This window comes from Sphingomonas sp. LR59 (genome assembly GCF_036855945.1).
GTDB lineage: Bacteria > Pseudomonadota > Alphaproteobacteria > Sphingomonadales > Sphingomonadaceae > Sphingomonas.
The window spans coordinates 64,733-79,561 of record NZ_JASPFL010000001.1 but is presented as its reverse complement, the minus strand read 5'-3'; the positions used below and the strand labels follow the sequence as shown (position 1 = coordinate 79,561).

The window sequence follows — 14,829 nt, the reverse complement described above, 5'->3', positions numbered from 1 at the left end:
CTAAGCAGCACGCGCCAGTTGCCGCCCCTTGATCATATCCGCCGCTTTCTCCGCGATCATGATCGTCGGCGCGTTGGTGTTCGAGCCGATCAATGTCGGCATCACCGACGCATCCACCACCCGCAAACCTTGCAACCCGCGCACCGCCAACGTCGCATCGACCACCGCCAGCTTGTCGTCCGCGGTGCCCATCTTGCACGTCCCCACCGGGTGATAGATCGTCTCCGCCGTCCGCCTTACCCAAGCGTCGATCTCGTCGTCGGTCCGCACATCCTCGCCCGGCGACAATTCCCCCGCACGGTACGGATCGAGCGCAGCCTGCCGAGCGACCTCACGCCCGATCCCGACACACGCCCGCATCACCCGCCGATCCTCCGCGGTCGCGAGATAGTTCGCGACGATCACCGGATCGGCGAACGGATCGGCCGAGCTTAGCCCGATCCGACCCCGGCTTTCCGGCCGCAACTGACACAGATGTAGCGTGAAGCCGTCCTCGGTCGCCTTCACCTTGCCGTGATCCTGCATGATCGCGAGCACCGCGTGGATCTGCACGTCGGGCCGCGACAGCCCCTCACGCGACGCCACGAACGCACCGGCTTCAAGGAATTGCTGCCGCCCCGCGCCCTTGCCGCGCAACAGGTAATTGAGCCCGACCCCGATCATCCCGACACCCTTGGTCATCGCGTATCCGGTCCTCAGCCCGTGCGATTTCCAGTTCATCACGACGTCGAGATGATCCTGTAAATTTTCGCCGACGCCGGGCAGCGCATGCACCACGCCAACCCCCGCCGCGGTCAGCCGATCCGGATCGCCGATCCCCGACAACTGGAGAATCTGCGGCGACTGCACCGCCCCCGCACACAACAACACTTCGCGCGCCGCCGTCACCGACTCCGCCCGCGCCCCCTTGTCGAGCACATAGTCGACACCGACGGCACGCCCCTGTCGATCCGGATCCGCGTCGTCCGCGCGCCGGTCACGCAGGTCAGATTGCGCCGCGTCAGCACCGGCCGCAGATACGCCGCCGCCGTGCTCCACCGCTTCCCGTCCGCGACGGTCAGGTCGTACCGCCCGAACCCCTCCTGGCTCGCCCCATTGAAATCCTCGGTTACCGGGTACCCCGCCTGCCGTCCCGCCTCGACCAGCGCGTCGTAGAACGGGCTGTCCGACTCGCCGCCCGAGATCGTCAGCGGACCGCCGCCACCGTGCAGGGCGCACTCGCCGCGATGATGCCCCTCGAGCCGCTTGAAATACGGCAGCACGTCGTCGAACGACCAGCCCGGCAGCCCCATCTGCCGCCACTCGTCGTAATCCTGCGGATGGCCCCGCGTGTAGATCATGCCGTTGATCGACGAACTGCCGCCCAGCCCCTTGCCGCGCGGCCACCACAGGCGGCGATTGTCGAGATGCGGCTCGGGCTCGGTCGAAAAGCCCCAGTTGCTCGCATTCTTGCTCTTGATGAGTTCGCCGACGCCCGCGGGCATCCGCACGAGCACGCCGTCGTTGCGCCCGCCCGCCTCGAGCAGCAGCACGCTAACATCGGGGTCCTCGGTCAGCCGCGCGGCGAGCACACAGCCGGCCGAGCCCGCGCCGATAATTACGTAGTCATACGTCTGCATGCCCGCATCCTCTTGTTCACGCTCCGCTTTTTTACGGAGTCGCGTCAGTTCGCTACGCTAGCGCTCGCACAGCAGGGTCAGCAATCCCTCACGCAACACGCTACGCTCGATCCCCTCGTCCGCGTGGACCTGACTGAGCCCGATCGCCAGCAGCGCATAGCTGCGGATCCCGGCTTCGACCGGCTCGAACCCATGGGCGGCCAGCTCCGCGATCAGGAACGCCATCACTTTTTCATCGTGCTCGCGGATCGCCGCCGCCGCCCGCACGTCGCTTTTCCCCCAGGCCCGCATCGCGAGCGCCAGCTGCGCCATGTCGTGATCGCGGACATGGTCCGCAAACGCACGAATACGCTCGACCGGCGACAGATCCGACGCGGAGAGCGATACGATCAACGGATCGATATGCGCCTCGACGAAATACCCTGCGAGCGCCGCATGATACCCATCGAAGTCCTTGAAATGATGGTAGAAGCTCCCCGTCGACGCGCCAAGCGTCTGCGCCAGGCCTCGGAGCTTCAACGCGCGCAGCCCGCCATCCTTCAGCAACTGCAAGCCGATTTCCAGCCAATCGCGCGGCGCCAGATCCGCCCGCGATGCCGTCGCCTCGTCCACCAATACCCTGCTTGACAAGCCATTCCCCATAACGAATGTTACGTCGTACCGAAGCCGGACGCAATCCGGCTCAGGCACCACGACCGAACCGGCGGGTGCAACAGGAGAGCGATGTGGCCGAGGCACTGATCATCGACGCCGTCCGTACCCCGCGCGGTATCGGCAAGACCGGCAAGGGCGCGCTTGCGCACATGCACCCCCAACATCTCGCCGCGACCGTCCTGAAGGCGATTGCCGAGCGAAACAAGCTGGATACCGCCAATGTCGACGACATCATCTGGTCGACCTCGACGCAGCGCGGCGAACAGAGCGGCGATCTCGGGCGGATGGCGGCGCTTGATGCGGGCTATGACGTCAAGGCGAGCGGGACGACGCTCGACCGGTTCTGCGGCGGCGGGATTACCGCGGTAAACTTCGCCGCGGCGCAGATCATGAGCGGGATGGAAGACCTCGTCATTGCCGGCGGTACCGAGATGATGTCGCTGACCACGACGATGATGCAGGACGACATGGCCGCGGGGAAGCGCCCGCTCGGGATCGGCTCGGGCAACGCGAGACTCGACGCGGCGCATCCGCAATCGAACCAGGGCATCTGCGCCGACGCGATCGCCAGCATCGAGGGTATCGACCGCGAAACGCTCGAAGCACTTGGGCTTGAGAGCCAGCGGCGTGCCGCGGTGGCGATCGCCGAAGGGCGGTTCGACCGCAGCCTCGTCCCGGTCACCGACGCGACCGGCGCGCTGGTGCTTGAAAAGGACGAATATCCGCGTCCCGATACGACCGCCGAGGGCCTCGCGGCGTTGCGCCCTTCGTTTGCCGGGATTGCCGACATACCGCTCGACGACAAGGGCACGACGTACCGCAAGCAGATCAACCGCCGCTATCCCGACGTCGATATCAAGCACGTCCATCACGCCGGCAATTCGTCGGGCGTGGTCGACGGCGCCGCCGCCGTGCTGCTCGCCAGCGCCGACTATGCCGCCAAGCACGGACTGAAACCGCGCGCGCGGATCGTCGCGATGGCGAACATGGGCGACGACCCGACGCTGATGCTTAACGCCCCCGTCCCCGCCGCGCGAAAAGTGCTGGCGAAGGCTGGATTGACGGTCGACGATATCGATCTGTGGGAGATCAACGAGGCGTTCGCGGTGGTCGCCGAGAAGTTCATCCGCGACCTGAAGCTTGACCGCGACAAGGTGAACGTCAATGGCGGCTCGATCGCGCTCGGCCATCCGATCGGCGCGACCGGCGCGATCCTGATCGGCACCATATTGGACGAGCTCGAACGCCGCGACCTGAAGCGCGGGCTCGTGACGATGTGCGCGGGCGGCGGGATGGCCCCGGCGATCATCATCGAGCGCGTCTGATGCACCCCGTCGCGCACGCGCTGACGACGCCCGACAAACCCGCCTATATTATGGCGGCGACGGGCGAGACGGTGACGTATCGGGACTTAGATGTGCGGGCGAACCAAGGCGCGCATCTGCTCCGGTCGCTCGGGCTGAAGCGCGGCGACGGCATCGCCGTACTGATGGACAATTCGCCGCGCTATCTGGAGGTGATGTGGGCGGCCGAACGCACCGGTGTGTACTGCACCTGCCTGTCGTCGAAACTGACCGCGAGCGAAGCGGCCTACATCATTCGCGACGGCGATTGCCGCGTGCTGATCGCGAGTAAAGGTTGCGCAGAGGTGGCAGCGGCCCTCGTTCCAATGCTCAATGACGTGCGGCGCTACGTCGTAGACGGCGCGGTCGACGGGTACGCGTCTTACGAAGCCGCGCGCGATGCGAAACCCGCCGCGCCTATTGCCGATCCCTCGCCCGGCGGCATCCTGCTCTATTCGTCGGGCACCACCGGCAAGCCCAAGGGGGTGAAGCACGCGCTGTCCGACGAGCCGTTCGGGACCAACGTCTCGCCGCTCGTGATGCTCGGCAAGGGGCTGTACGGGTTTACGCCCGAGATGGTCTATCTCTCGCCCGCGCCGCTCTATCACGCCGCGCCGCTGCGCTGGTCGATGGCGGTGCATCAGGTCGGCGGCACCGTCGTCGTAATGGAGCATTTCGACCCCGAGGCCGCGCTGGCCGCGATCGAGCGGTTCCACGTCACGCACGCGCAATGGGTGCCGACGCACTTCATCCGCCTGCTCAAACTGCCGCCCGAAGTCCGCGCGCGTTACGACGTGTCGTCGCTGAAAGCCGTCTGGCACGCCGCCGCCCCCTGCCCGCTCCCGGTCAAGCAGGCGATGATCGACTGGTGGGGGCCGATCATCGGCGAATATTACGCCGGCACCGAAGGCAACGGGTTCTGCGCGATCTCCAGCGCGGAATGGCTGACGCACAAGGGCTCGGTCGGCCGCAACCTGACCGCGCAGACGATGATCTGCGACGAGGACGGCAACGCGCTGCCACCACGCGCGGAAGGTGACGTGTATTTCGCGGGCGGCGGCGCGTTCGAATATCACAACGATCCCGCCAAGACCGCGGAGGCGGCCAACGCGCATGGCTGGACGACGCTCGGCGATGTCGGCTGGCTCGACGAGGAAGGCTATCTCTACCTCACCGACCGCAAGAGCTTCATGATCATCTCGGGCGGCGTGAACATCTATCCGGCCGAGATCGAGAATCTCCTCGTCACTCACCCGAAGGTCGCCGACGTCGCGGTGATCGGCGCGCCCGACGACGAGATGGGCGAACAGGTGGTGGCGATAATCTGCCCCGCCGACCCGACCGAGGATCGCGTGCAACTTGCCGCCGAACTCAGCGCCTTCGCCCGCGCGAACCTCAGCCATGTGAAGGCGCCGCGCCGGATCGACTTGCGCGAGACGCTGCCGCGGCACGAGACGGGGAAGCTCTACAAGCGCCTGCTCCGCGACGAATATTGGGCGCATTCGAAGGAGTCCGCATGAACTTCGATTATACCGACGACCAGAAATTCCTCAAGGACGAAGCGCGCAAGTTTCTCGGCGCACATTGCGGCAGCGACCGTGTCCGCACAGTGCTCAACGATCCCGCCACCGCGTATGACGCAGATCTCTGGAAATCCGTCGGCGCACAAGGCTGGCTCGGCGCAGCGATCCCGGAAGAGTTCGGCGGACTAGGCCTCGGCCATATCGAACTCTGCGCGATCGCCGAGGAACTGGGGCGGGCCTGCGCCCCGATCCCGTTCGCCTCGACCATCTATTTCGTTGCCGAAGCCTTGATGCTGTACGGCAGCGACACCCAGAAAGTCCGATGGCTGCCGAGGATCGCGGCGGGCGACGTCATCGGCGCGTTCGCCACCTCCGAAGGCGCCGGCCCCGTCACCGCACGCTCGATCCGTACCACCGTCTCCGCCGGCAAGCTCACCGGCGAGAAGATCCCCGTCACCGACGGCGATGTGGCTGACTTGATCCTCGTCCTCGCGCGCGACGGCCTGTACCTCGTCGAGAAGGGCGCGGGCGTTACTGCGGAAGTCCTGGAAACGCTCGACCCGACCCGCAGCGCCGCCCGCCTCACCTTCACCGACGCGCCCTGCGAAAGACTTGGCACCGACGACGGCATCGCCGCGATGCAGGCGGTGTTCGACCGTGCCGCCGTGCTCCTCGCGTTCGAGCAGCTCGGCGGCGCGGATCGCTGTCTTGAGATGGCGAAGGGCTACGCGCTCGATCGCTATGCGTTCGGCCGGCAGATCGGCGGCTACCAAGCGATCAAGCACAAGCTCGCCGACATGTACGTGAAGAACGAACTCGCGCGCTCGAACGCGTACTATGGCGCGTGGGCGTTGAACGCAGGCGCTGCCGAACTCCCGCTCGCCGCCGCGACCGCGCGGGTTGCTGCGTCGGACGCGTATTGGTTCGCGTCGAAGGAGAACATCCAGACGCATGGCGGGATGGGTTTCACCTGGGAGTCCGATTGCCACCTATACTACCGCCGCTCGCGCCAGCTCGCGCTCGTCGCCGGCAGCCCCGCGGCGTGGCGCGAACGCCTCGTCGGCCAACTCGAAATGCGCAACGCCGCCTGATCGGAGCAGCACATGGACTTCAAGGATAGCGACGCCGAAGCCACCTATCGCGCCGCCGCGCGCGCCTGGCTCGACGCAAATATCGCCGAGCATGACGCGGGCCATTACCCTGACGACATGGCCAAGGCGAAGGCGTGGCAGGCGCGCAAGGCGGCGGGCGGCTATGCGTGCATAACCTGGCCGCAGGAATGGGGCGGTGGCGGCGGAACGCCGATCGAGAGCGTCATCTTCGGGCAGGAAGAAGCGCGCCACGCGGTCGACGGCAGCTATTTCACGATCGGCCTCGGCATGTGCGTGCCGACGGTGATGGCCTATGCCGACGACGCGACCAAGCGGCGCTTCGTCGGCCCAGCGGTGCGCGGCGACGAGATCTGGTCGCAGCTCTTCTCCGAACCCGCCGGCGGCTCCGACGTCGCCGCGATCCGCACGCGTGCGGTGCGAGACGGCGACGACTGGGTGATCAACGGCCAGAAGGTCTGGACCTCGGGAGCGCATTACAGCGACTATGGCATCGTCCTCGTCCGCACCAATCCCGACGTGCCCAAGCACCAGGGCCTGACGATGTTCTGGCTCGACCTGAAGGCGCCGGGGATCGAGATCCGCCCGATCCACCAGATGTCCGGTGGGTCGAGCTTCAACGAAGTCTGGTTCGAGGATGTCCGGATTGCCGACGCACAACGCCTCGGCCCCGTAGACGGCGGCTGGAAGGTCGCGCTGTTCACGCTGATGAACGAGCGCCTCGCGATCGGCACGAGCGGCGGCGTCGGCCCCGAGGACATCCTCGCCTTCGCCGCCCAGGCCAATGGCGCAGACGGCCCGCTGCTGAAGGACACCGCGTTCCGCCAGACGCTCGCCGACTGGTGGGTGCAATCGGAGGGCCTGCGCAACACCCGCATGCGGACGATCACCGCGTTGTCGAAGGGTCAGGTACCCGGCCCCGAAAGCTCGATCGGCAAGATCGTCGCCGCCAACCAGTTGCAGGACATCGGCAACACCGCGGTCGAGGCGGGCGATCAATACGGCATCATATCCGACCCCGCACTGACCCCGCTGAAAGGCGCGTTCCATGCCGCCACGATGTGGGCGCCCGGCCTGCGCATCGCCGGCGGCACCGACGAGATCCTCAAGAACATCATCGCCGAACGCGTCCTCGGCCTCCCCGGCGAAATCCGCGTCGACAAGGACCAGGCGTTCCGGGATTTGCCGGTGGGGGCATGAACATTAGCAATCGCGCCCTAGCCGTTGATCGTCGCCGATGACTGGCGATCATCCCGTCATCATACTTGATAACGGTGATGATCGAACGACGCGCCGCCCGTACAAGTCAACGCTTCGCGTCGCGCATAGAACGTCCGGCCTGGTGTTGCTGACGTTTGCCGTCCTGCACATGGCTAATCACTTGGTGGGCCTGCAGGGTCAGGCCGACCATATCGCGTTCATGGCCTCGATCCGCCCCGTCTATCGCAACCCGGTCGTGGAGCCGATCCTTCTCACGCTGATCATAGTCCAGGTGTTGAGTGGTATCACGCTCGTCATTCGCGGCTGGCGCGGAAGAACGGGCATCGTGGCTTGGCTTCAGGCCATCTCCGGTCTGTACCTGTCGGCGTTTCTGCTCAATCATGTCGCCTCCATACTCTACGGGCGGATCGTGCTCGCGCTCGACACCGATTTTCGGTTCGCTGCGGCAGGCTTTCATGTCGCCGGATTCTACTGGTTTTTTGCGCCCTATTACCTGCTCGCGATCACCGCGCTTTTCACGCATCTGGGGTGCGCGGCCTATTGGCTGACATACGCCCGAAGCCAACGGTTGGGAGTCGGCCTGTTGGCGGCTTTCTGTAGTCTCGGCGTCGTCTTCGGCGCGTTTGTAATCGCGGCCTTGTCCGGCTTGCTGTACGCGGTCGATATCCCGACGGCGTACCTCAGAACATATCAATAGCATCACCAATCATGCGCTCGAATGCCTGAAAACTCCCCATTCCTAGGATGTCCCGATGACCGACATGCACACCATCCTGACCACCCAGCGCGAAGCGTTCATGGCCGAGATGCCCGTCACCAAGGCCGTCCGCCTAGACCGCCTCAAGCGCGCGGCGGCGATGGTTAGGGATAACGCCGCGCGGTTCTGCGACGCCGTTTCGGAGGATTTCGGCCACCGGAGTCGAGAGCAGACGATGATGACCGATATCGGCGCCTCGCTCGCGCCGATCGCGCATGCCGCCAAGCATCTCGACCGCTGGATGAAGCGCGACCGCCGTCCGGTCCAGTTCCCGCTTGGCCTGCTCGGCGCGAAGGCGTGGGTCGAATACCAGCCCAAGGGCGTGATCGGCATCATCGCGCCGTGGAATTTCCCCGTGAACCTGCTGGTCGGGCCGCTCGCGGGCGTGTTCGCCGCGGGCAATCGCGCGATGGCGAAAACGAGCGAGTACACCCCCGCGACCGCCGCGCTGTTCGAGGAACTCGCCGCGCAGTATTTCGCGCAGGACGAACTCGCGATCGTCTCGGGCGATGCGGAGGTGGGCAAGGCGTTCTCCGCACTCCCGTTCGATCACCTCATCTTCACCGGCGCGACCGCGATCGGCCGCCACATCCTCCACGCCGCCGCCGACAATTTGACCCCTGTCACGCTCGAACTCGGCGGCAAGTCGCCCGTCATCCTCGGCGCATCGGCGGATATCGCGAAGGCCACCGAACGCGTGACGCTCGGCAAGATGATGAACGCGGGACAAATCTGCCTCGCGCCGGATTACATGCTCGTCCCCTCGGCGGACGAGGCCAAGGTGGTCGACGGCATCAAGGCCGCGGCCAGCGCGATGTACCCCACCCTGCTCGCCAACGCCGACTACACATCGGTGGTCAACGATCGCCACCACCAGCGCCTCACCGACTGGATCGCCGACGCCCGCGCCAAGGGTGCGACGATCGAGGTCGTGAACCCCGCCAACGAGGATTTCGGCGCCGCCAATTCGCGGAAAATGCCGCTGCACATCGTCCGCGACGTGACCGACGACATGATCGTCATGCAGGAGGAGATCTTCGGCCCGGTCCTGCCGATCCGCCGCTACGACGGCATCGACGACGCAATCGCGCAGGTGAACCGCCGCGACCGGCCGCTCGGGATCTATTATTTCGGTAACGACAAGACGGAACGCCGCCGCGTGCTCGACCGGACGATCTCGGGCGGGGTGACGCTCGACGACGTGATCTTCCACATCTCGATGGAGGACCTCCCGTTCGGCGGCAGCGGCCCGTCGGGCATGGGCGCGTATCACGGCATCGACGGCTTCCGCACGTTCAGCCATGCGCGCGCGGTCTTCAAGCAATCGCGGCTGGATGTCGCCAAGCTCGCTGGGTTGAAGCCGCCTTACGGCGCGGCGGCGGCCAAGACGATCGCGCGCATGATCCGCTGAGTATCCTTTTCGAGTAAGCAAGCCTGTTTCCCCGCGAAGGCGGGGATCCAGACCGGGCTCCGCCTTCGCGGAAGAACAGGGCGCGGGGCCGTCGATTTTACAGACCTTGCAGGCCGGACCGTGTCCGGCATGACGGTGAGAAAGCCGAGGTGGCAATCTCAAATCGAATGCGCGATCAGCCTTAGTCGGATGCGCGCAGTTTCGGCCGCCCCGCGGGCGATTGCCGCAGCAATTCGTCGACCCGCGCGGCCAGGTCGACCTGGCGAAACGGCTTGGCGAGCCGGATGATGTCGTCGGGGACATCCTCGCCCGCCGCCGCATAGCCGGTGACGAGCAGCGCCGGCATGCGGTTGCCTGACGATCGCAACTCCCCGATCAATTGGCCCCCGGTCATCCCCGGCATCAGGTAGTCGCTGACGAGAATATCGGCATCGACGCCCGATCGGATCGCCGACAGCGCCTGGCTCGCCGATGCCATCTCGATGACGACATAGCCGATGTCGCGCAGCATATCCGCGGTTGCCGCGCGCACCAAATCCTCGTCGTCGACCAGCAGCACCTTCGCGCCCTGTCGCGCCTGGACGGGTTCGGACGCGGTTTCGATCGTATCGACGGGCGTCTCGGTCGTCGCGGGCAGCCAAAGCTCCACTGCGGTCCCCGCGCCTGGCTCGCTCGTCAGGCGCAGCGTGCCGCCCGATTGTGCGGCAAGACCATGGACCATCGACAGGCCGAGCCCGGTGCCTTTGCCGACGCCCTTGGTGGAGAAGAAGGGCTCGGTAGCCCGTGCCAGCGTCGCGCGGTCCATCCCGGTTCCGGTATCCGCCGCGGTCAGCCGGACATAACTCCCCGCCGCGAGCCCGACCATATTGCGATCGTCGACCACCGACTGACTGACAGACAGCGTCAGCCGCCCGCCCCCCGGCATCGCATCGCGCGCGTTGATCGCGAGATTGAGAAGCGCCAGTTCGAGCTGGTTGGGATCGACCCGCGCGGACGACAGATGCCGCGGCACTTCGAGCACCACGGTGATCGACGGTCCGAGCGATCGACGGATCAGGTCGACAAGCCCGTCGATCAATGCGCCGATATCGACCGCGCGCGGCTGCAACGCCTGGCGCCGTGCGAACGCGAGCAGGCGCTGGGTCAGCGTCGCCGCGCGCTCGGCCGCCTGTAGCGCGCCCCCGATCATCCGCTGCGTCCGCTCGTCATCCTTGTGCCGCCGTCGCATCAGGTCGAGGCTGCCGACGATCGGGGTCAGCAGATTGTTGAAATCATGCGCCACGCCACCGGTCAGCTGGCCGATCGCGTCCATCTTCTGCGCCTGCGCGAGTTGTGCATCGGCTTCCTTGCGATCGGTCACGTCGGAGATGACGCCCGACATCCGCACCGCGGCACCTTCGGGATCGTGGCGGACCCGGCCTTTCAGGACAACCCAGCGCTTGACGCCGTCGGCCGCATCGATGCTGCATTCGAGATCGAGCGTCCCGATCCGCCATGCCTCGTCGACCGCATGCTTCACGTCGTCGCGCTGCTTGGGATCGATATGCTTAAGAAACGAGTCGAGGTTCCACTGCGCAACCCCGTGCGGATACCCGAAGATATCGTCATGCCGCTGGGTCCGGCGCGTTTCCCCGGTCTTCAGGTCGAAGTCCCAACTGCCCATCCCGGCCGCATCGAGCGCGATTTCGAGGCTTTCACGCGCCAGCCGGAGTTCGGCGGTACGATCCTCGACCGCGCGCTCGAGCGTGACCGCGACATCGCGCAGTTCATATTGCCGACTGCGTGCGGTCAGCGCCGACCGGATCGCGCCCAGCATCGCCTCGGCATGGAGCGGCCGTTCGAGCAGCACGACATTGCCAAGATCGCGCAGGCGCTGCGTCGCGTGCAATGTCCGCGGCGTCTTGGTGCCGTTTGTCAGCACGACGAACGGGATATCCGCCCAGCTTGGTTGCGCGGACACCCAGGCGGTCAGCGCGGTCGAATCCTCGGCGGTCAGCGCTTCCTCGGTGAGCAGCACCGCACCCGCCCCGACATCGAGGTGTCGGAGCAACGCCGCTTGATCGTCGCAGATCGTCGCAACGATCGCGTTTCTGTCGAGCAGGTCGGCCGCAATTGCCGCATCGCGGCCACGCGGCGCGAGAATTAGCACCCGATCCTGCATGCTAGCGCTGCGCGTCCTCGGTCCCGATCCGGCTAGCCATGAGTGTTTTCCCTTCACCGGAGAATGTCGGCACGCCGGTCAGCACGCCCTGGAAATGCCGGAGAGGTTCGCCGACATGCAGACCACTGCTGCCGATCTGAAACTCCCGGATCGTCCGTTCGTGCCGTGCGGTACGCGTCTTGATCACCGAAATCGCCTGACGGACTTCGCCATGCGCCTCGAAATAGCGCAGTTGGACGATCGTGTCGGACAGATAGCTCAGGTCGACATCGGACCGGACGTCGCCGGTGATCCCGTGCAACCCGAGAATCAGCAGGCTGACGATCCCCTTCTGGCCGAGATAGGTCAGCATCTCGTGCATCTGCAGGATCAGGAACTGCTCGTTCGGCATCGCTTGCAGATATGCGTTCAGGCTGTCGATCACGACGACCTTGGCACCGTGTACCTCGACCGCCGCACGCACCGCGTTCGAGAATTCCCCCGGCGACATTTCGGCAGGGTCGATCGCGCGCAACAGCAATTGCCCGCTGTCGACGAACGGCGCCATGTCCATGCCGAGCGCGTCACTCCGCTTGAGCAACGTCGGCAACCGCTCGTCGAACAGGAAATAGGCGGCGCGCTCACCGCGCTTCAGCGCTGCGATCATGCACTGTACCGATGCGGTGGTCTTGCCGACGCCCGCCGGGCCGGTCAGCAGCGTGGCCGTGCCGGGAATGAGCCCGCCGCCAAGCAAAGCGTCGAGTTCGTTCGACCCGGTCGACATCGCCTCGTCCGAATAGGGATCGCCGTGCTCCGACGCGACTAGTCGAGGATAGACGCGAAGCCCGCCTCGCTCGATCTCGAAGTCGTGATAGCCGCCGCGGTACCGCACGCCGCGCATCTTGACGACGTGCAGCCGCCGCCGTTGCGACCCGAAGCCGGACAGCGTCTGCTCAAGCGACACCACACCGTGCGCGATGCTGTGCAACTGGAGATCGCTGCCGCTGCCGCTCTTGTCGTCGAGAAACAGCACGGTGCAGTCGCGCGTCGAGAAGAAGTGCTTCAGCGCGAGGATCTGGCGACGATAGCGGATCGGGCTCTGCGCGAGCAGGCGCAATTCGGACAGGCTGTCGATGACGATCCGCGCCGGGCGGATTTCGTCGACCTTTGCCATCACGTCGCGGACCGTTTCGCCGAGTTCGACTTCGCTCGGGTGGAGCAACGTCTGTTCGTGATCTTCGCTGAACCCGTCCGCAGGGACCATCTCGAACAGCACCAGCGAGTCCAGCGACCAGCCATGCGTCTTGGCGACCGCGCGCAGTTCGACCTCGGTCTCGGCCAGCGTGATATACAGGCCGATTTCACCCGCCTCCACGCCAGCCAGCAGGAACCCCAGCCCGAGCGTGGTCTTTCCCGTGCCCGGCGTCCCCTCGATCAGATACATCCGGTCCGGGGTCAGTCCGCCATTGAGGATATCGTCGAGCCCGTCGATCCCTGTCCGTGCCCGCGTCGGCAGGTCGTCGTCTTGTGCCAATTGGCACTCCTTCCTCTCGCCCGGCGCGCCACTATCGGACACCAAAGCTCGGTGAACATAGGAGGTCGCGGGATAATCGCAAAGCCGGGGCAATGTCCGCGCCGCCGCTGGCTCAAACGACGCGCAGATCGACGCCCCGGTCGCGTCGGATACGGCTATTCCGGTCGCCCGAGGAACACGACGCCCGGTACGGACAGCGTCTCCCCGGTCGCCGCGAGACGGCCATCGCCGGCGACCCGGAAGACCACCAGCGTCCCCGATCGCTCGTTGCCCACGACTAGCTGCCGTTCGTCATCGAGCAGCGCGAAGACGCGCGGCCAGTGGCCACCGCTGGCGATGTGCTGGAGCAGCGTCGGCACGCCCGCGGCATCGAGCGCGAACACGGCGATGCTGTCATGGCCGCGGTTCGAGACGTAAAGCCGCCGCCCGGCGCGATCGATCGCGATATGCGCAGCCTGTGACGCGCCGGTATGGCCTTTGGGCAGGGTCGAGATGCTATGACGCGTCACGAAGTGCCCGTCCGTGCGCGCATCGAGCGTATAAAGCGTGTTCGACAGCTCGCAGACGACATAGGCCAGCGGCTGCCGCGGGTGCCGGGCGATGTGACGCGGGCCCGCCCCGGCCGGCGCACGCCATGCGACCACCGGCGGCGCCACGCTTCGCGCCTGCGGATCGAAGCGATAGGCGAAGATCGCGTCGGCCCCGAGATCGACCGCATGAAGCCAGCGCCGGTCCGGACTGAACCCGACCCAGTGCGCATGCGGCGCTTCCTGGCGGTCGTGGTCCTTCCCAGTACCGATACCCGCGCCGATACCGGTATCCGCATGGCGGAACACCGTCGCGGGTGCGGGCACCCCGGTACGCCGATCGAGCTGGATGAACGCGACGCTGCCGCTCGAATAATTCGCGACGGCGAGGCAAGCGGATGGCCGATCGAGCGCCAGGTGGCACGGGTCGGCGCCACCGGTCGACACCGTCGCGCGGCGATTCCAGCCGGTGGCCCAGCCAGTGGCATAAGCGGACACTTCGCCCTGCGCCTGCTCACGGACCAGATACCACATGCCGCCCGGACCGCCGCCGATCCCGAACGATGCATCCGCGATCCCCGTGACCGGCGTCCCGACCCGCCATCGATCGCCTTCTCCGGCGATCGGATACAGACCCTTGCCGCCCTCGCGCGCATAGGTTCCAGCGATCAGTCTCGGTGCGAGGCTCGCTGCCCTCGATGCGCGCGCCGCCGCCGCCGCCAGCGGAAAGGCGAGGGTTGCGCCCATCGCGCCGAGCATCGTCCTGCGTGTCGTTCGATATGCCATGCCCTACTCCCCTGCACCGGGTCTTTTAGACGCCGGCGCCAGCCAAGCAAGCATCGTCGCCTGGGCAAAAGATCGGCATCACTCTATCGATTAACTATACTCTGCAGGGCCATTTGCGCTGATTGCTCGACCAGTTTTCGCGATATCTGCAACAAGCATAACAATACTTATCCCAGACCGGTCGCCAAAACCTTGGTTATAAAAA

General features: G+C 65.9%; 10 protein-coding genes and 1 pseudogene. 6 read left to right on the top strand and 5 right to left on the bottom strand.

The window, feature by feature from the left end; translation table 11 throughout:
* Positions 1 to 1,619: pseudogene (locus tag QP164_RS19670) on the bottom strand (choline dehydrogenase).
* A 57-nt stretch (positions 1,620 to 1,676) separates the two neighbouring features.
* On the bottom strand, positions 1,677 to 2,231 hold the full coding sequence (locus QP164_RS00405) for a TetR/AcrR family transcriptional regulator (RefSeq protein ID WP_333921756.1): 555 nt from the start codon (positions 2,229 to 2,231) through the stop codon (positions 1,677 to 1,679).
* Positions 2,232 to 2,344: 113 nt separating this feature from the next.
* On the opposite strand from QP164_RS00405, the gene QP164_RS00400 reads away from it, so the two are divergent.
* From QP164_RS00400 to QP164_RS00375, 6 genes are all read left to right on the top strand, one after another.
* On the top strand, positions 2,345 to 3,598 hold the full coding sequence (locus QP164_RS00400; protein ID WP_333921755.1) for an acetyl-CoA C-acetyltransferase: 1,254 nt from the start codon (positions 2,345 to 2,347) through the stop codon (positions 3,596 to 3,598).
* Positions 3,598 to 5,136 (top strand): acyl-CoA synthetase, encoded by a 1,539-nt coding sequence (locus tag QP164_RS00395; protein WP_333921754.1) that lies wholly within the window; start codon positions 3,598 to 3,600, stop codon positions 5,134 to 5,136. The genes QP164_RS00400 and QP164_RS00395 overlap by 1 nt, the downstream gene beginning before the upstream one ends.
* Positions 5,133 to 6,230, top strand: coding sequence for an acyl-CoA dehydrogenase family protein (locus QP164_RS00390; RefSeq protein ID WP_333921753.1), 1,098 nt, complete (start codon positions 5,133 to 5,135; stop codon positions 6,228 to 6,230). Before QP164_RS00395 ends, QP164_RS00390 begins: the two co-directional genes overlap by 4 nt.
* A gap of 12 nt (positions 6,231 to 6,242) precedes the next feature.
* Positions 6,243 to 7,448: an acyl-CoA dehydrogenase family protein gene (locus QP164_RS00385; protein WP_333921752.1), complete on the top strand. Its 1,206-nt coding sequence runs from the start codon at positions 6,243 to 6,245 to the stop codon at positions 7,446 to 7,448.
* Positions 7,449 to 7,485: 37 nt separating this feature from the next.
* Positions 7,486 to 8,166 (top strand): hypothetical protein, encoded by a 681-nt coding sequence (locus QP164_RS00380; RefSeq protein WP_333921751.1) that lies wholly within the window; start codon positions 7,486 to 7,488, stop codon positions 8,164 to 8,166.
* Between the two features lie 64 nt (positions 8,167 to 8,230).
* Complete coding sequence (locus QP164_RS00375; RefSeq protein ID WP_435368399.1) at positions 8,231 to 9,637, top strand: coniferyl aldehyde dehydrogenase; 1,407 nt, start codon at positions 8,231 to 8,233, stop codon at positions 9,635 to 9,637.
* Positions 9,638 to 9,818: 181 nt separating this feature from the next.
* Here QP164_RS00375 and QP164_RS00370 read toward each other — a convergent pair whose 3' ends face one another.
* From QP164_RS00370 to QP164_RS00360, 3 genes are all read right to left on the bottom strand, one after another.
* Entirely contained in the window at positions 9,819 to 11,798 is a 1,980-nt protein-coding gene (locus QP164_RS00370) for an ATP-binding protein (protein ID WP_333921749.1), read from the bottom strand.
* Position 11,799: 1 nt separating this feature from the next.
* A complete protein-coding gene (locus tag QP164_RS00365; protein ID WP_279388901.1) occupies positions 11,800 to 13,311 on the bottom strand; it encodes an ATPase domain-containing protein in 1,512 nt (503 codons plus the stop codon).
* Between the two features lie 155 nt (positions 13,312 to 13,466).
* Positions 13,467 to 14,624 (bottom strand): lactonase family protein, encoded by a 1,158-nt coding sequence (locus QP164_RS00360; protein WP_333921748.1) that lies wholly within the window; start codon positions 14,622 to 14,624, stop codon positions 13,467 to 13,469.
* Between the last annotated feature and the right edge of the window lie 205 nt (positions 14,625 to 14,829).